Genomic DNA, 19367 nt, shown 5'->3' on the forward strand with positions numbered 1-19367 from the left:
CCCAACATGAAGAAAAAATGAAAACCGAAGCTAAGGGAAAGAACAGAGGTATATGATTAAATAGTGTTTAAAACCGGGGCAGGGGCTGCCTGTATGGTTATTGTGCCTTCACCAGTGAAAGCGTGGTATTATGTGTATCTGTTAGTTGCAGAATCCTCCCTCCTTTAACAGCCTCAAAATAACTATCATATGTTTCCGTAGCCCCCTGAAAGCGGTTGCTCAGCGCAACACGCCAGTTGGTAAGGCTAACACTGCCTTTATATACCTGCCTGGTAAACTGCTGATTACCTACCGTTCCCGAGGCGCCGCTATGGTCGCTTTCGTAGGTGTTATTGCTGAAAAAGGTAAACGCATCGGCAATAGAGGTAGCGGTGGCACCTGCAAATCCGCCACCATTTACATAGTAATAACGCAGAGAAGCATAAGAACTGCTGCTCCACTTACCCGTAAGGTCTGTAGCAGCAACCTGAAATTTATTCCGCCATTGCATGGCCGCCAGTTTGTCCCAGCTTTTGGTTTGTGCTGTATAATCCCAGCTGCTTCGGTTAATGTAATTGCTGCCGAATTCTTTTTCAAAAGCGGCCTTACTGTCTGCCACCACTTCCATATACCGGCCATTGCCTTTATCGTAGTGTTTTTTGTATAGCACCACATATACCTTTTTACCGCTTGCTTTCTCGGTGGCATCTGCTGTGAGAAAGGTAACTGACTGGTAATCCTGTATTCCTCTCTCCTGAAGATTTTGAATGTTGGTGTAATGTGGGGCTGCTAATAAGCTCCAGGCATGCTGATCGCCTTTCAGCTTTTCAAACTGGTGTTCATCTGTTTGGGTGTTGGGGTAGTGAATCAGTATCCGTATGCCGGGCTTGCTTACCTCTACCCAGTTTTCCTGTGCCGTACTTACCCAGCCATCATCAAAGCGGGTAGTGGTAAACTTGTAATTGCCGGTAACGGCTTTTGCATTTGTGATGGGTACGGGGGCAGGATTATTAACGGGCGTGTGGGTGTTTGCTGATTTTAGTGCAGCTTCATGGATGCTAAGGGAAGCCAGCAGCTGCTGATAATCTTTCATATAGGGTTGTGCAGTGGCGTTCAGCAGTGTGCTGATGCAGATATGGCCGTTGCTGTAGGTAGTAAGAATGGTGGCTACGTTACTGCCATTGTACTGCCATACACCACTGCGGCTCATTACCGTCCATTCGCCAATGGTTTGAGGCTTACCTTTTTCTTCCTTGTCTGTAATCGTATGCTGGTTCAGTACCAGGCTTTGCCATTCCGCGTCGCTATCCGCTTGTATACTACCCTGGCTGGCAGTGCTTTTATAAATACATAGCTGCGCCCAGCTGCTGCCATCAATGCGGCTGTACATAATGAGGTTGTTGCGTTCCTCTTTCTTCCAGCGCTCCGGCGCTGTGTAACTGATAATGTCGTAAATCTGTTTCTGCGCAGAAGTGGTAAATGCCCACAAGGCTATCAGTACAAACAATAAGCTCTTTTGCATAGCTATATCTTTTTAATCCGGATATTGCTGAGGTAAAACTGATTTTTTTCGCTCACATTATAACTGAGCCCTTTTAACATAGGGCCAGGTGAAAAAGTCTTAAAACCGCTCGAATAAAGCCCCTTTTAAGGCACCTGAATAGGTTCTGGAAGCTTGCCCGCTAATGAGGCTTATCTTTTCCTGGGTACCGATGGTAACAGACTGATTGTGCAGGCCGGCAGTAGCTTCAGCGCTGTGCGTTATAATTACCTCTTCCACGCCGTTGGGGCCAAATTCCATTTCTGCTTCCTCGCTAAGTTTACCGCCCAGTTGGGCAGGCCCTTCCGTTATACCCGCGCTGGCTTCCACGCCTGCTTTTACTGTTCCCTTCCAGTCGGCAACGTTTCGGTTTTCGTCTAACGTTTGTTCAATATCAACACCTATTGATCCTTCTATGCCTATGGGGCCCAGCTTGTCCTTTGCTGTCACATGCACATGGGTTTTAATGCTGCCACCCACGTATTTGTTACCAATTTCTTTTTCAATAATATCCTGGAAAGTGCCGTAGTGCGTAATGATGGTATGGCTGCAGTTCATTTCATATTTTACCACAATCAGGTCTACTACGGCTCTGTAGTTGCAGGCCACATCATCAAAATCTGAAAGCTTGCCCGGTTTGCCATCTTCCTTTTCTGCACATTCTTTACACGAGCCATAATAGGTGCTCATATCTACCGGTTGCAGTTCTTTGTTTTTGTTTAGCCAGAATATCTGATATTTCAGCTGAATCATTTTAAATGCATTGGCATCTGTACTGGTGTACTGCGACCAATACACAATATCGTTACAATACTCCCGGAACAGGTGAAGTGCTTCATCATCATAATATTTCTTTCTGTTGTTCATTTGCTCCAGCAGTTTATCAAGTCTGGCACGATGCACCTCGCAAGGGGCTTCCGGTAGTGGTGGAGGATTTTTTTTGTATATCTCGTCTATATCCTTCCGCATGGCAAGGTATTTATCTGCCAGTTTTTTCATCTTCTGGTCGTAATAAGCCAATCGTTCTGTAAGCTGCATACTGGCCTTACGCATCAGCGGAGGCGTACTATAGGTGGGCAAACCGCCGTTGTTAAGGATGTTGAATGCATTGGAAACCACCTGGGAGGTTGATTTTGCATATTTGGCGGCTGCATCTTCGTATTCAATTTCCAGGCTTTTGGCTTTATTGTCGCACCGGGCGTTAAAGTCGTTCCAGAGCGGGTACAAGGCATTCAACTTAGCAATGCTTGTGGGGTACTCAGGCCGGCGCATTTGTTCCAGACCCATGGGGTCTGCAGTGGCTTTAAATGGTATACGTATGTCTTTACGTTCCAGCTTATGCCCCAGCTTGTTTAGCTTTTCTTCTTTTTGTCTGGTATACGAATGCTGAATAGATTTTTGAAGATGTGTAACCGCTTTTGCAGTATTGCCTTTGCTTTCTTCAATACTGGCTTTGGTTAAATTGGCCTGCGGGTGACCGGGATAGATGGTGATAACACTATCCAGGTATTTATCTGCTTTCGCAATATCGCCCAGCCCAAACCAGGCCTGCCCCAGGTTGTTAAGAATGGTGCTGTTTTTACGGAACCGTGCATTCAGGTTTTGCAGAACAGGAATGGCAAGGTGTTCGCCACCCAGCATAATTAATGCTGAGGTGTAATTACTCAGGTTATCTGTTTCACTCACATCTTCTGCGCATATTTTACCCAGCAGGTACAAGGTAAGCTCGGGCTGGCCGCTTACCCAGTAACCCAATGCCATATTACCGGCCTGCCGTCTGGTCTTTGCTTTTTTCTGTATTTCGCCATAAACGGTATTACCAACAGCAACTACTTTTTTATCCAGGCCGGCTGTCACTTTCTGGTGGGTAGCCGTTACATAATCTGCAAGCCTGGCGGCACCTACGGTGGGAATGGAGGCTATGCGGCCCACATCTTTTTTGGGCACTATACGTTGCTCATCTTCCCAGGCTGCAGCCAGTTGTTTGTCTGAAACCGCGGGCATTTTCAGCTTTTGCATATCCGGCATGGTAATGCCCATGCTATCCATCATCTTTTTGTCTTCCGGGCTCATATCCTTCATCATCTCCTCCATCATGCCCTTCATATCCTTCATGTTGGCATCCCATTCTTTTTGCGTGGGCGCTTTTTCTTTTGGTTTTGTTTTAGGCTGGCAAACAGCAGCGGTAGCCAGCAGCAGCAACAATATTGTGCAGGTAACTCTCATAGTAACGCTTTTACATTAGCGCTGTAAAAATGTGCATTGCTACCGGTGTAAACAATCGTCCGAAAGGACTATTTTCTGCTCCCCCTCCATTAAAATCACACAAAGATGCGATTGTGGCTCCCGGCCGGGCAGGATAGTTTTGCAGCCCGGTGAAAACAAAGGAAATGTCAATTAAATACAGTCATAAATATGAAAAAACAATTAGCAATTTTGCTGGCCGTTGCCGCATTGGTGGGATGTAAAAAGAATGGCGGAACGGAGCCGGATACTGCTACGGATGGCATGCCTCAACTCAAATTAACCAGAACATTGAACGGTAATGATCACTTTATTAAAACAGAGCATGTGTATAACGATAGAGGGTTGTTGCAGAAAGAAATAAGCCAGGATGAGGAGTCCGGAATACAGATTACGCAGGAATATTATTACCATAACGATAACGGTAAGCCTGACTCTTCACTGATACGTTTGGGTAACAAATTATCCTCTGCTATGTATTATACGTATAAAGCAGACAAGTTAGATAAGGTTAAATATTACAGCAGCAATGAAGATGGTGTAATGGAGTATAACTATACGCTGCATTATGAATATGCTGCCAATAAGCTGAGTAAGATGTATCAGTCTAACGATGTTGTAACCTATGGCTATACCGAAATCAGCTACACCGGAGCAAATATTAGTGAAGTGAAAGGATATTCCGGAAGCGGCGAGCCGGTGAGTATAGAAAAATACACCTACGACCAGCATCTGAATCCTTATTATGGTAACCCCGGTCAACTCTATTTTACGCTGGGCTTCAATGAAAACAATATTACCAGCGTTTCCTATACCGACTACGTAGAGCCGGAAGATAGCTATGAACACCACTATGAATACGAGTATGATGCCAGCAAAATGCCTGTAAAGCGGTTTGCAGTTGTTGGTGGTACACGTGTGCTGAATAAGACTTATACCTACTGAACCGGCGGTTAGAATTTATACGGTTATAATATTACTTTATATGCGTGCTATTAAAAACATACCGGTATATATCATAAATGCTTTTGTAGACAATGACCGCGGAGGAAACCCGGCTGCGGTGGTATTGGAAGCCGATGCGTATAGTGCCGGCGAAAAACAGGCTATTGCCAAAATGATAGGCTTGTCAGAAACCGCGTTTGTTTTGGGGTCTGATGTGGCTGAATTCCGGCTGGAGTTTTTTACCCCTACCAGGCAGATTGCCCATTGCGGGCATGCTACCATTGCCACTTTTTCTTTTCTTTCTCAGAAAGGAATGGTAGGGCAAAGAAGTTCAAAGGAAACCATAGATGGTAAACGGGATATTTTCATCAGAGATAATATGGCTTTTATGGAGCAGTTGGCACCTGAATATCGTGATGTTCCGGCCTTCGAAATTCGTATTAAAGCGGCTCTGGGGTTAAAGGATGTTGATGTGCCTGCCTTTGCACCCATCAGGTTAGTTAGCACGGGTAACGCTTTTGTTATTGTGCCGGTTGCCAATGTAGACGTATTGAGTAGCATTGTTCCGGACCTGAACTTGATTGCAGCTATTAGTGAGGAGTTGGATCTGGTTGGGTTTTATGTTTTTGCTATCGGTACCAGCAGGCCAGGGAGGCATGCTTCAACAAGAATGTTTGCACCCAGGTATGGCATTAGTGAGGAGGCGGGTACCGGAATGGCCGCCGGACCCCTGGCTTGTTATCTTTATGAAGTGATGGGGATGAAAATTTCTACTTTTTATATTGAACAGGGGCATTTTATGGAGCGGCCTTCTCCGAGCTTGTTACAGGTAGGGTTACAGCTGGTCGGTGATAAAATAAACAGCCTTCTGGTGGGAGGTAAAGGAATGCTGGTAGATGCTTTTAAAATGAATTTACCCTGAACGGTTACTGGTTAGCCCGGAGTGTTTTAGCTACTGCCTCACTTTTTGAATTCACATGAAGCTTTTCGTAAATCTTTTTGATATGCGATCTTACGGTATCCATAGATATGAAAAGTTTGTCTGCAATGAGCTTGTAGCTAAAACCTTCCACCAGTAAATTCAATACTTCTTTTTCCCGGGCGCTCAGGTTAAAGCTTTCTGTATTGCCGGTTGGTTTTCCGGCAATCATGTTCAGCACCTGTGTTGCAATGGAGGAAGTCATAGGAGCGCCGCCATTAAGGGCATCCTCCAGGTATTCCATCAGTCGTGCAGGCGGTGTTTTTTTGAGTATATAGCCATTCGCGCCCGATTTAATGGCCTGAAATACATTCTGATTGTCATCAAAAACAGTCAGCATCAGCACCTTTGTCTGAAAGCCGTTTTCACGTATCAGTTTCAGCCCCTCTATGCCGCTCATCGCCGGCATATTAATATCCATCAGTATCAGATCGGGCATGGTTCTTTTTACCTCTTCTACAATGTTGGTACAATGGCCATACGCGCCAACCAGATGGTAGTTGGGCATGCCGCCGATAAGAATGGATAACACCTCTCTCAGCTCACTATTGTCTTCATAAATCAGAATTCTTGTCATAATCTGTAGCAAAATGCAAATAAATCTTTGTTTCCCCTATCACATATTCGTGTGATATCTCCGGTAGGCCTTGTGGTGTTTACAGAGGTACTGATAAACGTATGCCTGTACCCTGGCCGGGCTGTGACTGAATGGTGATAGTTCCGCCAAGTAGTTCTGCTCTTTTACGCATATTCATGAGGCCGTTTCCGTTTACCGGATCGTTTGCATTAAAGCCGATGCCGTTGTCGGCAATGTTCAATATCATTTCCGATCGGTTGCAGGTAATGGCTATGTTTACCTGTGTGGCCTGAGCGTACTTGGTAATGTTGTTGAGCGACTCTTTAAAAATGAGGAAAAAGTTGCGCCGCCTTTCCATGGTTAGTTTTATGTTGACGAGCTGATCATCGGTTTCAAAACTGTAATGTATTTGCTGCGGTTCTAACACATTGGCAGTGTACTCACGCATACGGGCGGTGATCTTCACCAGCTGATCGTTGTCGGGCTTGATGCTCCAGACAATATCATCCATCGATTCCATCATTTCCGTGCTGTTCTGGCTTATACGGTCCAGGTACTGCCTGGCGGGGTGATTTTGTGCAGATACCTGAATGCGGGCCAGTTCACTCAGTACATTAATGGAGGTAAGGGTTGAGCCTACATCGTCATGCAAATCTCTGGCAACCTTTTCACGTAACTGGTATACTTCCAGCAGTCTGTTGAGCCTTGCCCGGTATATGAGGTATATGGTGGTTGCAAATGCCATAGCCAGCAGCGATAAAAACCACCAGCTTTGATAGAATGCCGGGCTGATGTGTATGGGCAGACGGGTTATGGGCGAGTACTGCCCCTGTACATTCTGCGATCTTACCAGGAAGGTATATTTTCCCGGAGGCAGAGAAGCAAAAATAGCGGTGAGTCCGTTTTCAGACCGTATCCACTTTTCACCGGCTCCTTCCAGTTGATAGAAAAATTTAAGGTCGTTGGCATTGCTGTACGTTAATGGCGCAAAGGATATGCTGATAAAGTTTTGATGATACTTCAGGTTGATTTTGCCCAGTTGCTCAATGGAGTCCATCGGCAGGTAGTTGTTGAAAAGGCGGAAATCGGTAATGGTGGGTTTGGGGGGCATCACCTGCTGATCCAGGTGATGGGGGTAAAAGATTACCACTCCATTTTCCCCTCCGAATGCCAGTTTTCCACCGGGCAGTTTTGTGGAAAACGTCATCAGGTTGTTCATGCCCGAAGTATGCACAAAGCCGGAAATTTTGCCGAAGGTTTTAAACTCGCCCGTGGTGTGCTCATAGCGGCAGATGCCACCGGTGGTACCCATCCAAAGCATACCATTGTCATCTGCCATCAAGGTAGTAACCACTCCATGTGGCAGGCCGTTGCCGGTATGGAATTGCTGAACTTTTCCGGTTATGGTATTCACAATGTCCAGGCCGGAAGCTCCTGCAACTGCCAGTAAATCCGATGTAAGAAAGGTGATGTCTGCAATGCGGTTACTGGTAAGTCCTTTATCATCTCTACGGTAAATAAAGTGGTTAGTAGATTTTTTGCTTTCTATATCCCATTCATAAACTCCCTTACCTACAGTGGCCAGATACAGTTTGCCGGATGGCCCTTTCACCATGCGGGAGATGGCAGCGTTAACAGTGTCTATTAAATGAAACTGCCCGTTTTTCCACTGCACCAGCCGCCCGCCATGCGTACCAAACCAGATATCGGCAGGCCCGGCAACAAGCACACTGCGAATGGTTTGTCCGTTGAATACGGCAGGAGTGAGAAACTCAGAATGGTGCTTTTTTACATTGTGTTTAATAATGTGCCCGGCCTGGCAGCCCAGCCATACATCACCGGTACTTTGGTCTTCCCCAATGGCCCATACCAGGTTAAAGGCATTGTCGTTTTTGGGGGCATGGGAATAAATGGCTTCTTTGCTAATGTCTCCTTTGGATATTTCCAGGCTGGCGTTATAGGATAAACTTTCTACACCAGCCCCCCAGGAGCTTAAAAGTATATTGCTGCCCCCGAAAGCATTGATGTGCGTTACCGGAGCCTTCCCGAATAAAGAGGTGGTTACTACGTTTCTTACATAATCGGGAATGATTGACATAAGGTACAATCCATTATCCGTTGCTACCCACATGTTATGCTCGCGGTCTTCAAACATTTGCAGTACTTGTGTAATCTTTATTCCGTGGTCCGCATTATCGGGGGAATAAAATACTTCGAATGCGTTTGTTTCCTTTTCGAAAGTATTGAAGATGTCAATACCATAGGCCCACACCAGACCGCGCATTTCTGTAAAGTTGGAAAGGTCGTGATAGTCAGAGCCGGGGTTGGGGGCCGTGGGTATTTTCTGTAGTGTATTACTGCCAGGGGTAAACAGGTGAACCGTATAACCTGTATGCGGTGGCCAGCTGGTAACAAAGAAGCGTCCTTTGTTATCAATCAGAAAGTGGGTAACCTCTTTTATTGTCTGCAGGGGGGCAAACTTTTGCCTGCCGGTGCTATCTTCTCCCGGTACATGAAAGCGCATGTCTTTTGGGGTAAAGTAGCCCAGCCCTTTAGCACCGCCAATCCATAATCTGTTATCGTGGTCAGCCTGCAGAGAAGTAGGTTTCCAGTCTGCCGGATAGTTAATTATTTTTCTGTTGTGTTCAAAACGGTTACGTGCCTGATTAAATGTGAGAATCTCCCGGCCATGTATCACCAGAAACAACTGATTTCCTGCTGTCACAATTCTGGTGTTGTAGCTTTCAAAGTTGTCAGGCATTTCAAAAGTGGATTCCCGGAATTGAAATGTACGGGTATTCAGCAATCCCATCCTGTAACCCATGCGCACCATTAGTACATTGGAGTCTTGTGTAGCCATGAGTTGGTCAACGGGAAGGGCGGGGAGCCCATGAGGATGGTTGCCGGCATTAATTTGTCTGAAACGATAACCATCATACCGCTGCAATCCGTTTTTGGTGCCTACCCAGATATAGCCGTTGGATGATTGTGCTACGCAGTTAACAAAATGGGAAGAGAGCCCTGTTATGTGGCTAAAGGAAATTTCCGAAGCAGAAGCATGCTTTAACAGGCCCATAGTGGGCAGGAGAATGTACAGCAACCAGCTACAGATAAAGCGCATCATGCAATATTATATTATAACCGGCAAACACGAGGGTAGGGGAATGCTGCCGTGATGACTTTTTTTCATCACGGCAGCAGGGTTTAACGGGCAAATAGTTTTGTAAAAAATCCTTTTTTCTCTGTTGCCTGTTTTTCTTCGGGTGGCAGGCCGTCGGTAATCATGTCTTCTATAAATTCATTGTAGGTTTTGCCAATGTCTTCCAGAAAACCAATCAGATATTTTTCGCTGGCTACCATACCTGTAGCCGCTTCTATCTGCAGTAACTTTTCGTACAAAGGTTCAATGTGCTTTTGTACAATTTCAGGGGGCGCTGCGCGGCGGCGGCCGTAATAACTGGTAATGCTGCCTTTGTCGTTGGTACTTACTTCAAAGTCGGTAATTACCCAATAGTACCGCCCGCTTTTACTCATGTTTTTTACAATGGCGTGAATGTTACGTCCCTTTTTCAGGTAGTCCCACAATACCTTAAAAATTACCCGTGGCATATCCGGGTGGCGGATAATGTTATGGGGTTTACCCATCAGTTCATGTTCTTCGTAACCTGAAACTTCAATGAAAGCATCGTTGGCGTACTCTATTACGCCGTAAGGGTCTGTTTTGCTTTTCAGGATTTTAGACTTATCCCATCCTGTTTCTTTGTTAACCGGCGTTGGTGCCGGTGATTCCTCCATTGCACTGGCTAAATTGATCATGGCGCTAAAGTAGCGCACACGGTATGCAGGAAAACTGATAGCTGTTAGGACGGGGCTGATTTTCGTCAGTGTGATTTTTTTTTGAATCACTTGTTTCAGAATTGCTATATTTGTTTCCTGTAGTTACTTATGGCAAGAAATGTTGAATTTAATGAGTCGGAGGCGATCCAGAAGGCAATGGAAGTTTTTTGGGAAAAGGGGTACAATGGTACATCCCTGCGCGACTTAACCGATGCCATGAAAATCAACAGCAGCAGTCTTTATAATACCATCGGAGACAAGAATGAACTTTATATCCGATGCATCACTCACTATACAGACCTGCGACGGAAAGACCTGCAGCAGCGGATGTCGGGTAAGAAGCGTGCGTTTGAGATACTGGTTGAATACGTTCACGATGCCATTAAGGTAATCACGGACGGTCGCAATGGCTGTATGGCAATCAAAGCTGCATTTGAAATGGGAGCCAATAACGGTAAGGTGAAGCAGATACTTAAAACAGACAGCGAGTTGGCCGATCAGTTTCTGACCTCGCTTATCAGCAAAGCCATGCAAGAAGGCGATATTCCGCGTGAGGAAGAACCCAGGCTTATAGCAGATTTCTTCAACAGTACCTGGACCGGTTGGTATGAATCTTACATTCTTCATAAGGATGCAGATAAGATCAGAAAGATGGGAGAGTATTTTATCCGGCAAATTTCAAAGTAAATTTTTTTTTGAACAAAAGTGAAACAAGTGTTTCAGAATGCGCCTGCTTTTTTTTGAAACAATCATTTTAGAATAACGATAACAAATGGCACACACAACAAAATTAAACACCGACCTTACAGGTAAGACTGCATTGGTTACAGGAGGTACAAAAGGCATTGGCAAAGCAATTGCGGATGAATTGGCAGCTGCGGGAGCACGGGTAATTATCTCTGCAAGAAATGCACCTTCGGCTGAAAGCACGCACCACTTTATCGCCGCAGATTTAACGAATGCACAGCAGGCCTCCAGTCTGGCCCGGCAAATTAATGATGAGTTTGGTGGTATTGACATGCTCATTAACAACGTGGGGGGATTGACCACACCGGGTGGCGGCTATAGCGCATTAACCGATAAACACTGGGAAGATGAACTCCAGCTTAATCTGATTGCCGCCATTCGCCTGGATAGAGAATTTATACCGGTGATGACAGCCCGCAGGAACGCTGTTATCATTCACATTTCCTCCATCGCCGCACGGCAGGCGCTTTGGAATCTGAATCTTGCCTATGCAGTATCAAAATCAGCGCTTAATAGCTACAGCAAGGCACTGGCCACCGAGCTTGCTTCCAAAGGAGTACGGGTGTTGACGGTATCTCCTGGAGCTACTAAAACACCTCCCATGGAAAAATTCATTGCAGACTATGCTGCTGCGCAAAATATACCGGAAGAAAGTGCTTTAGCACAATTGCTTCAGCAAACGGGTGGAATTCCTATGGGCCGTATGGCAGAACCCGAAGAGGTTGCTTCCCTGGTACATTACCTGGTATCACCTGCAGCCAGTTACCTTACCGGTTCAATTTATGCTATCGATGGGGGCGCTTTGCCTGTAGTAAGTTAGCAGGTAATTAAGTTGTTTTGAATTGGGCATATTTCCCGCCGGTGAGGAATATGCCCATTTCGTATTATGCGCGAAAGATAGGTTTGATAATGGGGCACAAAAAAAGCGCTCCGTAGAAGCGCCTGAAGTGATTCGGCTGGGACTCGAACCCAGGACCCATACATTAAAAGTGTATTGCTCTACCAACTGAGCTACCAAATCGATCTATTTTTAAAACTTCGTTGTTTTGTGATTCGGCTGGGACTCGAACCCAGGACCCATACATTAAAAGTGTATTGCTCTACCAACTGAGCTACCAAATCGTTTCCGTTTTGCTATAATACTGCTAAGTATTTTGTGAAACGGAGTGCAAATGTATAGCTTTAGAATATATGCTCCAAACAAAATTCAAAATACTTTGATTTTGATGTAGTTCGGTTTCATTTCTGGTAGATAACCGTTAAATAAAAAAGGGCATCGGATAATGGATGCCCCTTTTTATTATTTTTTCTTTTTAATATCAGATAGTTCCTGTTCTACGCTTTTCAGCCGCTTTTCCTGTTCTATGATATATAAAGTGAGTTCTTCAATCTTCTTCAGTAACAGGGCCTGAGTATCTGCTACATCCGTACCTTCTTTTTTTACCGCTTCGGCAGAGGGTACTTCGGGCAGATGTTTATTGGTTTTGATGAATGCTTCTACCTGCTGCAAGGGACGCAGTTGGTAAGAAGAGTCAAATACATAATCGGCCCATGCAGCCTGGTCTACTTTTATCTTACGTGTACGGATGCCGCCTTCCACATATAAACGGTAGGGTTCTCCGGCCGGGAATACATTGGCGCCGATACCCATTTTACCTTCATAGCTAAATACAAATCCCTTGTCTAGTGTTGTTGGATTGGTGATAACAAGGTTGTTGATTCCTGAATTATACGATCCGATACCAATCTGCCACTGGCGGGCGTAGGTAGTACGGGAAGAAACCATGCCTGTGCCGTTGGCGCCGATAACAATGGCTGCTTCACCATCAAGCGGATTTAATACCTGCAGCTGGCCATAAGTAGATTCTGAACTGGTGATAACCGCTTTACCCTGGTTAATGTGCAGTTTTGTTACCGGTGTGGTTGTGCCTAATCCTATATTGCCTGCGAAATAGTTACTGCTGGCTCCGGTGTACCACACTCTTAGCGGATCTGTAAGGCCATGTTGATTTATATTGGGGTCAATGGTTAATCTGGATCCATAAGTTGAGCCGCCGGTTTCAGAATAAGTTGCAGCCCTGCCTTCCTGGCCATCGAATACTTGTGGTGATACTGTATAGTTAGACTGGTAATAGTATCTGGTGCCTCCTCCGCGAAGCCAGATAAGAATTGTTGCATTGTTATTGGCTGTGGTTACATCGCGCCATCCTCCAATAAAATCCTGTATGGCTGAACTGGCGTTGGCGCCTCTGGATATGTTGGCTTTGATGAAAGCGGCTCCATTACCCCAGTTGTAAGTGTGATAACTGAAGTCTGCAATGAAGGAACCCCGCCAGGTAGCACCATCATGTACTGAGCTTCTGCCTAATTTTAATTGTGTGGCCACGTTGTTGGCGTAACCTCCATCTAAAAATGCAACAGGATAATAAGTGTTAATATCTCCCAGAACAGTAAATGATTCTGTAACCTGGCTGTTTGCAGCGAAAGATGACAGGCCGATTCCCAGTGCCAGGGCACTGCGGCTGATAAGGCGTTTTAATAGTGCCATAAGATGTTTTTAAGAGTTTATGGTTGTTAATGTTTCTGGTGAAGATTTGCCGTTTCAAATTCAACTCAGGGCATGAGTTTGATCAACTCTTTTTTAAGTGCCGCAGCGGCCTGGTGTACCTGTTCCGTCCATTCCTCTGCTGCCCCGCCATCTGCACCATCAGATATATACTTCAGGCACAGGAAGGGTATGTTTTCCTGAGCTGCAATCCATGCCAGCGGCCAGGCTTCCATATCAATTACGTTATAGGCAGTATGTGCATGTGCTATTTCAAAATTGTCGCCCGTACCGCAAATGCCTTCGGGCAGGCCTGGCGCTTGCAATCCGTAGGTCAACACCGGGTCCTGGTTCAGGTAGGGTGTTTCAAACAGTTGAAAGCCCAGTGGCGTTACGTCCATATCCCTTTGTATAAAACGGGTACAGCAAATCACTTCCCCTCTTTTAAAAAAGTTACTGCCTGCAGAGCCCAGGTTAACAATAATGCCGGGTTTGTTTTCATAAATTCTGCGGGTGAGGTGGTAGGCAGCGTTTACTTTGCCTATTCCAATAAGGTAGGGGTTGTATTCAGTAAACTCTTCTTTTGCCTCGTAATCCAGTGCAAATACAAACAGCGGATTTTGCTGTAACAAGTGGGTAAGTGTAGCCATGAGGCAAATGTAGCTATTTTACGTGCGGAGGAGCGGCTCGGTTTAAGGTTAATATCTCTACAGCTATTTCAGAAATTCTTTAATATTCCCATGTAAGGCCGCTTACCTGGAAGGTGTATATAATCTCCTTATTCCCTCCACTATCTTCCAGTAACATGGTTGATGCATCTTTCAACCGGGATATGAATTTGCGGGTGTTATCAATGATAAAACCATCGGTGTCGTTACTGTCGTAACTACAAGGTGTTATACTAAATGTAACAGGCTTGCTTTTGTCGAAACGGATGCGTACCGAACTGAAATTAACGTTGTATTCGCCGGAGGTACAATATACGATTGCTTTGCTGGGGCCGTCTGCTTTGCGGGTTAGTACTATCTTCATATGGCCTTTATTGGTAACCCATTCAGGGCTGGTGCTGGAAGTAACCGTTGTGCTGGTGGTTGTTTTACTTTTAGGGCCATTTAATATGCGCCCCAGCGTTGTTTTATTGCTATATCGTTGCCTGTTTTGCACTACTGCTGTATGGGTAGTGGCAGTAGTTTTCGTCCTGTCTTCCCAGTGCCCACCGGTAATAACTTCTTCATCCGAATACCGGAAAGCAGTATAGGTAGTGTCTGATGTCATAGCCTCTTCTTCTTTTCTGTATCCCCAGCCATACTTATCCGTTCCCGCGTTTATGATAGGCCTTAAAGAGTCTTCGCGGGCGCTTCTAATCGAGTCTTGCAGCCATGCTTGTTTCTCCCGGGCCTCCTTTTCGGCGTTAGCGTTGGAGTATATGGAAATGAGGCCCCAAATGATAAGAATAGGGATGCCGAAGACGACTGCGAAACCAAAAAATTTGCCCATAAGTGTTGCAATATCTGATTTTTTATAATTCAATAATGAGGGGATTAAAAAAGTGCCCTGCTATGCAGCAGCGCACTTTTTTATTTTTGTAGCAGCTAATTATCCCCCAAATACTACCATTCTCGTTTCGCTGTCCTGGCCTACAGATTCATCGTTGCTGTAACAACGTATCATATACTCCCGTATTTCAGCTTTGCCAGCTTCCTGTAACGGTCTGGTGTCTTTGTAAGGCGAGCGTTCTGCATTGGCAATCTCCAACCATTCGTCTGTACCACGGATACGTGATAAAATAGTTACACCCGTTTGACCGCGCTTATTAAAGTCAATTTCCACATATTTAGGAAATGTATGCAACTTAAGCGTTGGCTGAAGTGTAATTCTGCTTTGTGCGGTTGTGGGACTAATGACACCTAATATTCCACCCATGTTTTCTGTAAACAATGGATGTCTTTTTATTATAGCAACCATGTTGGTAATAAAGTTTACTTCTTCACTGCGCACCATATTTTTAGATAAAACGGCATCAGCGTATTCCTGTTTTTTAATGGTAACTGCTAATAAGGTATCAATGCCTTTCTGCGCCTTATCCTGCAACTCTGTAACCTGGATAGGTGTAAGGCCCAGTGTTGGCCCTGTAATAGAAATCTGGTCTTTAAAGTTGTTTAACCAGCGAACTAATTCTGCATCTCCTGCGGGAATATAATAACCATATGTCTTTTTCATTTTTTTACGTTTTAATAGATGATTAAAAGCCAAACCGCTCATGGTTTGGGTGTCGGAACAGTTGCCGTACCCCTCTGCTTCCCTTTGTACAATAAGCCGGGAAAGAAGCGGGAGAGGTGCCGGTTGAATGGCCATTCTGTTGCTGCCCGATTGCGATGTAAAATTGCTGAGGCGGCTACTTTTTGCAAAACTTGTCAGACAATTGTCCTGGCCTCAAACGCAGTGTGAACGCGGAAAAATAGTTTTAAAAAAGTTTTTGTGGCACAGCTGAAAGTAGCGCGTTATAGTGTTATTGTTTGATAATCAGTTAGATGTGGTTTTTGAAGACCACGTTCTAAGACAAGTCTGAGACAAGTTTTTTTCTGAAACGTATACTGTGTAAGGTTTTTAGCGATTGTATTGTGTTTTTTTATATACTAAAAAAGGGGCTTCGCCGTTAAAAACGGCTCCAAAAGCCACTCTGGTTTTTCTCCCGCGAGCCCGTGGAAATGCCGCCAGAGCTCTGGCATTTGTCCGGAGAGCTCTGTGGAATAGAAAGAAAGCTCTGGCATTCCTTCCAGGAGCCCTCTGGTTTGTTCGCAGGGTTGTCTGAGCATTCCTTAGAGCTCACTGGAATGGCCAGAGGGCTCTGGCATCCCTTCTGTGAGCCCTCTGGTTTGTCCGCAGGGTTGTCTGAACATTCCATAGACCTCACTGGAATGGCCATAGAGCTCAAGGGAATGCCCCGCGAGCTCTGGCGGCAAATTCCTGAGTGCGCTCGCCTGGTGAACGAGCCCGCAAAAAGCTTCCGACAAATGGTGCGAATGGTGCGGGTGCTCAACGGAGGTAATAAAGAACTGACGGAAGGTTTGCTAATGATGGCGCCTGACTTTTATGAGCTGGGGGAAATAGTGCGTGAACTCATTGGAGTGCTCCGCCAGCTGTCGCTTTCTTTGCTAAATATCACTGGCAGAATGCCGCTGCTCCTGGTGCTCATTTTTCAGGTTATTTTTTTCCTATATTTGATTTCCTCCATTATCCTGCCTGATCAACCACTGTTTTCATACGTTTAAATTTATTTTTATTATGTATAATAACATGGATGAATTTGAGGAATATTCCGGCGTGAACGAGTATGAGCAATTGGGTACCCCTGAGTACAAAGAATTTGCGAAGGCCTATAAAACGTTGTTGCAATCGGTGCTGAACCTGAGGTTTTCCTGGGAAAAAGATCCGGAAGATTTTCTGGCCCTGGTGCTGTTAACCTACAAAGCCATTATGAATGGAGACGAGGAGCCACTTACCGATGAAGAAATAGCAGATGGATTGGTTTTGGCGGATATTGATACGCTTGCTGCTGTATTTGACGAATGGATTAGTGTAGATTATGGAGCGTATCAGAACTTTCAGCAGCTGAGGCAAACGGCCACTCCTTCTGATAAAATATTTAACGAAGAGTTCCTGATTCTGGCGGAGAGTAAGCGTGACAGTTTTGGTAGCATGCGTGAAATGAGTCATGGGGATGGTGCACATATGATTACCTCTCCGCTGTACACTGTTCCGCATCCTATTACAAAAATGTGGGCAGAAGCTTTTACAGTCAAGCTGGCTGAGCGTATGAAGTTATATGATAAAAGCCTGTGTGAAATTTTGCTGGGCCATACCATTCACTTAGGTGCTTATATGGTTATTTAAACCAGCCTGCTATGAATGCTCATTTCATTGTACTCTTTTATTTGCCTGTAATCACCACTATGAACTTATTGCCAGGGCAGCCAAATGCCTTACCACAACAGCCACAATCCATTGCGCTTACCGAGCTTACGCATATTGTATATGAGCTGGCCGGTTCTTCCCGCCGGGAATTACTGTACGATGCAAATACATTGGTGCATCATATAGAAGCGCTGGTAACAGAATCTATTGATAACATACATACCCTATCTCAGGAATTAATGCCCGATATGTACGAGGCGCTCACCAATCGTTGCCAGGTGGTAGCCAGCCTGGCGCCGCTGGTAAAACGGTCGCAACAGTTACAACGATATCCTGAAGCAGTGGGCAAAAACATTATAGAGGGGTTAGAGTATTTATGCCTGGTATTTCACCGGCAGCTTTACCGGTTATTTCCATCCGATTATCAACTGCCCTACAGTTACCTGAAAATGGAAGTGGTGAATGCCGGTATGCAGTATCAACGTTTGCTGTCGCTGTATCCCGACAATCAACTATTGAAAGCCATGTTGCGGCCTATAGATAAGTTTGTGCATCATACCTCTGCTAATAACACAAAAAAGTGTATTGAATATAATAACATTCTGTTGAGTAATATTAAACTGTGGCAACGCAAAAAAGGAGCGCAGGATGAATTGTATGAAATAGCGCTTGCCATGAACCTGAACTGTCCACGTTTTATGCATCATATGGCAAGCGAGGCCGGTTTGATGCTGCAATCGTTTGAAAAGAGCGCCGACAAAGGGGCCTATATTGACCGGCTGCAAAAATTATTTTTACATGCCTGCACCAGCACGAAATGGAAAGCCTCTGCTTATGGCGCTTACCTGCCCGATGCAGAGGCTGTTGCTACTCAGGTTCAAAAATGGTTAAGCCATCAATCAGACCTGGTAAAGCTGGAAATTGCTGAACCTGTTGGAACGGTGGGAACCAATCGCATAGAGATGCAGGAAGATGCTGTATTTTTCAGTGTTCTTTTCCGGGTTATGATAATAGAGGGATTAACGAAACTGAAAAAAGTGGCTCCTGTATTTCGCATAATTTGCTCTGTGATTTCTTTTGGGAAGACTGCTGTGCCCAGCAGTGAACGTATGATAACGATTGCCAGCAGACGTATAGAAAGTGCCGTGCTGGATAAACTGGAAGCTTTTTTTGAAAGGTGTCTGCTGAGGGTGAGGAAAATAAGAAAGAACGGCGGGAAGTTTCCGGAGGAGGGGGAGTAGGAGTTTCGAGTGCAAATGTGTCCGGAAAAGAGGATGGGCTGCAATGAGAAAATAAAAGAGGTGTCTCAATGTAATAGTGCTCCGGCCATAGCGCTAATTGTTTTGTTATTTCAGCGTGTTAGCTGGTTATACATTCGGAGACGTTCAATAAAATTGTAGATAACTTTTTTTGTCTGTTGAAGCGGTTATATATAGGGGTATTTTTAAAGAAAATTAACCATATGCCTTGCTGTAAAGAACATGAAAGAACAGGTGTTGCCGTCGGTATTGGAGTCGGCATTTTGTCTTATTTCAACAAATGGAGTCAGGAGCGGCAAAGTAATATACAAGCACCTTGCCGCATAGGTGAGTTATTCCTGTATGTGCTGGTTGGTGCGGTGGCCGGGAAGATGGCTGCTATCGTGCCTGATGTGCTGGAGCCCGCTACCAGTCCACATCACCGAAATATATGCCACAGCGTAACTGCCGGAGCGGCAATCGTGTACGGTATGTATGAGCTGGGAAAAACCAATGTATATCCATTGGCTAAAGCTGCTTTAATGTCCGCAGGAGCGAGTTGTTTAGCTCATATCGGGGAAGATGCGGGAACGGAAATGGGAGTGCCTTGGCTTTGCCGGTAATTACCGGCAAAGCTGATTTTTCAGCTTCACAAAGCTTTTAATTGATAAGATGTCTTTGGAACGGCATGCAGAGTAAACCTTGTTTCGCATCTTACCAGGTAGCGGGAAACAGGTATTGCCTGTTCCTGTACAAAGAACGCAGGCTTGGAAACCAGTTTGGAAACGATGTGTATGTTTTGTTTACATTAGACTAAACCT

17 protein-coding genes and 2 tRNA genes are annotated in these 19367 nt (G+C 45.1%); 8 read left to right on the plus strand and 11 right to left on the minus strand.

Annotated elements, in window-relative coordinates:
- Positions 1-97 precede the first annotated feature (97 nt).
- Together IEY13_RS05795 and IEY13_RS05800 are read right to left on the minus strand one after the other, a co-directional pair.
- Positions 98-1501 (minus strand): hypothetical protein, encoded by a 1404-nt coding sequence (locus IEY13_RS05795; protein ID WP_188950987.1) that lies wholly within the window; start codon positions 1499-1501, stop codon positions 98-100.
- 99 nt (positions 1502-1600) lie between these two features.
- A complete protein-coding gene (locus IEY13_RS05800; RefSeq protein WP_188950988.1) occupies positions 1601-3745 on the minus strand; it encodes a tetratricopeptide repeat protein in 2145 nt (714 codons plus the stop codon).
- A 189-nt stretch (positions 3746-3934) separates the two neighbouring features.
- Here IEY13_RS05800 and IEY13_RS05805 point away from each other — a divergent pair, with 189 nt between their 5' ends.
- Together IEY13_RS05805 and IEY13_RS05810 are read left to right on the plus strand one after the other, a co-directional pair.
- Positions 3935-4708, plus strand: a complete 774-nt coding sequence (locus IEY13_RS05805; protein WP_188950989.1) for a hypothetical protein — start codon at positions 3935-3937, stop codon at positions 4706-4708.
- A gap of 40 nt (positions 4709-4748) precedes the next feature.
- Positions 4749-5630 (plus strand): PhzF family phenazine biosynthesis protein, encoded by an 882-nt coding sequence (locus IEY13_RS05810; protein ID WP_188950990.1) that lies wholly within the window; start codon positions 4749-4751, stop codon positions 5628-5630.
- Between the two features lie 4 nt (positions 5631-5634).
- On the opposite strand, the gene IEY13_RS05815 is transcribed toward IEY13_RS05810, so the two are convergent.
- The 3 genes from IEY13_RS05815 to IEY13_RS05825 all read right to left on the minus strand — a co-directional run bounded on the left by IEY13_RS05815 (position 5635) and on the right by IEY13_RS05825 (position 10080).
- Positions 5635-6264, minus strand: coding sequence for a response regulator (locus IEY13_RS05815; RefSeq protein ID WP_188950991.1), 630 nt, complete (start codon positions 6262-6264; stop codon positions 5635-5637).
- A 79-nt stretch (positions 6265-6343) separates the two neighbouring features.
- Positions 6344-9388 carry a sensor histidine kinase gene (locus tag IEY13_RS05820; protein ID WP_188950992.1) on the minus strand — a complete coding sequence of 1015 codons (3045 nt, stop codon included), beginning with the start codon at positions 9386-9388 and terminating at the stop codon, positions 6344-6346.
- 80 nt (positions 9389-9468) lie between these two features.
- Positions 9469-10080: a PAS domain-containing protein gene (locus tag IEY13_RS05825; RefSeq protein ID WP_229687753.1), complete on the minus strand. Its 612-nt coding sequence runs from the start codon at positions 10078-10080 to the stop codon at positions 9469-9471.
- A 177-nt stretch (positions 10081-10257) separates the two neighbouring features.
- Between IEY13_RS05825 and IEY13_RS05830 the strand changes: the two genes are divergently transcribed.
- Both IEY13_RS05830 and IEY13_RS05835 read left to right on the plus strand, forming a co-directional pair.
- A complete protein-coding gene (locus IEY13_RS05830; protein ID WP_188950993.1) occupies positions 10258-10788 on the plus strand; it encodes a TetR/AcrR family transcriptional regulator in 531 nt (176 codons plus the stop codon).
- A gap of 85 nt (positions 10789-10873) precedes the next feature.
- The gene (locus tag IEY13_RS05835) at positions 10874-11668 is read left to right on the plus strand and encodes an SDR family oxidoreductase (protein WP_188950994.1); all 795 of its coding nucleotides are present in this window, start codon (positions 10874-10876) and stop codon (positions 11666-11668) included.
- Between the two features lie 128 nt (positions 11669-11796).
- Here the strand turns inward: IEY13_RS05835 and IEY13_RS05840 are convergent.
- The 6 genes from IEY13_RS05840 to IEY13_RS05865 all read right to left on the minus strand — a co-directional run bounded on the left by IEY13_RS05840 (position 11797) and on the right by IEY13_RS05865 (position 15613).
- Positions 11797-11869, minus strand: a tRNA-Lys gene (locus IEY13_RS05840).
- A 28-nt stretch (positions 11870-11897) separates the two neighbouring features.
- Positions 11898-11970, minus strand: a tRNA-Lys gene (locus IEY13_RS05845).
- 178 nt (positions 11971-12148) lie between these two features.
- The gene (locus IEY13_RS05850) at positions 12149-13396 is read right to left on the minus strand and encodes a hypothetical protein (protein ID WP_188950995.1); all 1248 of its coding nucleotides are present in this window, start codon (positions 13394-13396) and stop codon (positions 12149-12151) included.
- A gap of 65 nt (positions 13397-13461) precedes the next feature.
- A complete protein-coding gene (locus IEY13_RS05855; protein ID WP_188950996.1) occupies positions 13462-14043 on the minus strand; it encodes a 5'-methylthioadenosine/S-adenosylhomocysteine nucleosidase family protein in 582 nt (193 codons plus the stop codon).
- A gap of 79 nt (positions 14044-14122) precedes the next feature.
- Entirely contained in the window at positions 14123-14890 is a 768-nt protein-coding gene (locus IEY13_RS05860) for a hypothetical protein (RefSeq protein ID WP_188950997.1), read from the minus strand.
- A 99-nt stretch (positions 14891-14989) separates the two neighbouring features.
- Positions 14990-15613 (minus strand): hypothetical protein, encoded by a 624-nt coding sequence (locus tag IEY13_RS05865; RefSeq protein WP_188950998.1) that lies wholly within the window; start codon positions 15611-15613, stop codon positions 14990-14992.
- Positions 15614-16311: 698 nt separating this feature from the next.
- Between IEY13_RS05865 and IEY13_RS05870 the strand changes: the two genes are divergently transcribed.
- The 4 genes from IEY13_RS05870 (at position 16312) to IEY13_RS05885 (ending at position 19169) form a co-directional block, all read left to right on the plus strand.
- Positions 16312-16665, plus strand: coding sequence for a hypothetical protein (locus tag IEY13_RS05870; protein ID WP_188950999.1), 354 nt, complete (start codon positions 16312-16314; stop codon positions 16663-16665).
- Between the two features lie 13 nt (positions 16666-16678).
- Positions 16679-17287 (plus strand): hypothetical protein, encoded by a 609-nt coding sequence (locus IEY13_RS05875; RefSeq protein ID WP_188951000.1) that lies wholly within the window; start codon positions 16679-16681, stop codon positions 17285-17287.
- 11 nt (positions 17288-17298) lie between these two features.
- Positions 17299-18549 (plus strand): hypothetical protein, encoded by a 1251-nt coding sequence (locus IEY13_RS05880; RefSeq protein ID WP_188951001.1) that lies wholly within the window; start codon positions 17299-17301, stop codon positions 18547-18549.
- 176 nt (positions 18550-18725) lie between these two features.
- Complete coding sequence (locus IEY13_RS05885; protein ID WP_188951002.1) at positions 18726-19169, plus strand: hypothetical protein; 444 nt, start codon at positions 18726-18728, stop codon at positions 19167-19169.
- The last annotated feature ends 198 nt before the right edge of the window (positions 19170-19367 follow it).

It is taken from the genome of Filimonas zeae (genome assembly GCF_014641615.1).
Taxonomy (GTDB): domain Bacteria; phylum Bacteroidota; class Bacteroidia; order Chitinophagales; family Chitinophagaceae; genus Filimonas; species Filimonas zeae.

What these genes read in the sequence shown, in the direction of transcription:
- IEY13_RS05795 (WP_188950987.1), bottom strand. Translation starts at nt 1,501, where the DNA reads ATGCAAAAGAGCTTATTGTTTGTACTGATAGCCTTGTGGGCATTTACC.
- IEY13_RS05800 (WP_188950988.1), bottom strand. Translation starts at nt 3,745, where the DNA reads ATGAGAGTTACCTGCACAATATTGTTGCTGCTGCTGGCTACCGCTGCT.
- IEY13_RS05805 (WP_188950989.1), top strand. Translation starts at nt 3,935, where the DNA reads ATGAAAAAACAATTAGCAATTTTGCTGGCCGTTGCCGCATTGGTGGGA.
- IEY13_RS05810 (WP_188950990.1), top strand. Translation starts at nt 4,749, where the DNA reads ATGCGTGCTATTAAAAACATACCGGTATATATCATAAATGCTTTTGTA.
- IEY13_RS05815 (WP_188950991.1), bottom strand. Translation starts at nt 6,264, where the DNA reads ATGACAAGAATTCTGATTTATGAAGACAATAGTGAGCTGAGAGAGGTG.
- IEY13_RS05820 (WP_188950992.1), bottom strand. Translation starts at nt 9,388, where the DNA reads ATGATGCGCTTTATCTGTAGCTGGTTGCTGTACATTCTCCTGCCCACT.
- IEY13_RS05825 (WP_229687753.1), bottom strand. Translation starts at nt 10,080, where the DNA reads ATGATCAATTTAGCCAGTGCAATGGAGGAATCACCGGCACCAACGCCG.
- IEY13_RS05830 (WP_188950993.1), top strand. Translation starts at nt 10,258, where the DNA reads ATGGAAGTTTTTTGGGAAAAGGGGTACAATGGTACATCCCTGCGCGAC.
- IEY13_RS05835 (WP_188950994.1), top strand. Translation starts at nt 10,874, where the DNA reads ATGGCACACACAACAAAATTAAACACCGACCTTACAGGTAAGACTGCA.
- IEY13_RS05850 (WP_188950995.1), bottom strand. Translation starts at nt 13,396, where the DNA reads ATGGCACTATTAAAACGCCTTATCAGCCGCAGTGCCCTGGCACTGGGA.
- IEY13_RS05855 (WP_188950996.1), bottom strand. Translation starts at nt 14,043, where the DNA reads ATGGCTACACTTACCCACTTGTTACAGCAAAATCCGCTGTTTGTATTT.
- IEY13_RS05860 (WP_188950997.1), bottom strand. Translation starts at nt 14,890, where the DNA reads ATGGGCAAATTTTTTGGTTTCGCAGTCGTCTTCGGCATCCCTATTCTT.
- IEY13_RS05865 (WP_188950998.1), bottom strand. Translation starts at nt 15,613, where the DNA reads ATGAAAAAGACATATGGTTATTATATTCCCGCAGGAGATGCAGAATTA.
- IEY13_RS05870 (WP_188950999.1), top strand. Translation starts at nt 16,312, where the DNA reads ATGGCCATAGAGCTCAAGGGAATGCCCCGCGAGCTCTGGCGGCAAATT.
- IEY13_RS05875 (WP_188951000.1), top strand. Translation starts at nt 16,679, where the DNA reads ATGTATAATAACATGGATGAATTTGAGGAATATTCCGGCGTGAACGAG.
- IEY13_RS05880 (WP_188951001.1), top strand. Translation starts at nt 17,299, where the DNA reads ATGAATGCTCATTTCATTGTACTCTTTTATTTGCCTGTAATCACCACT.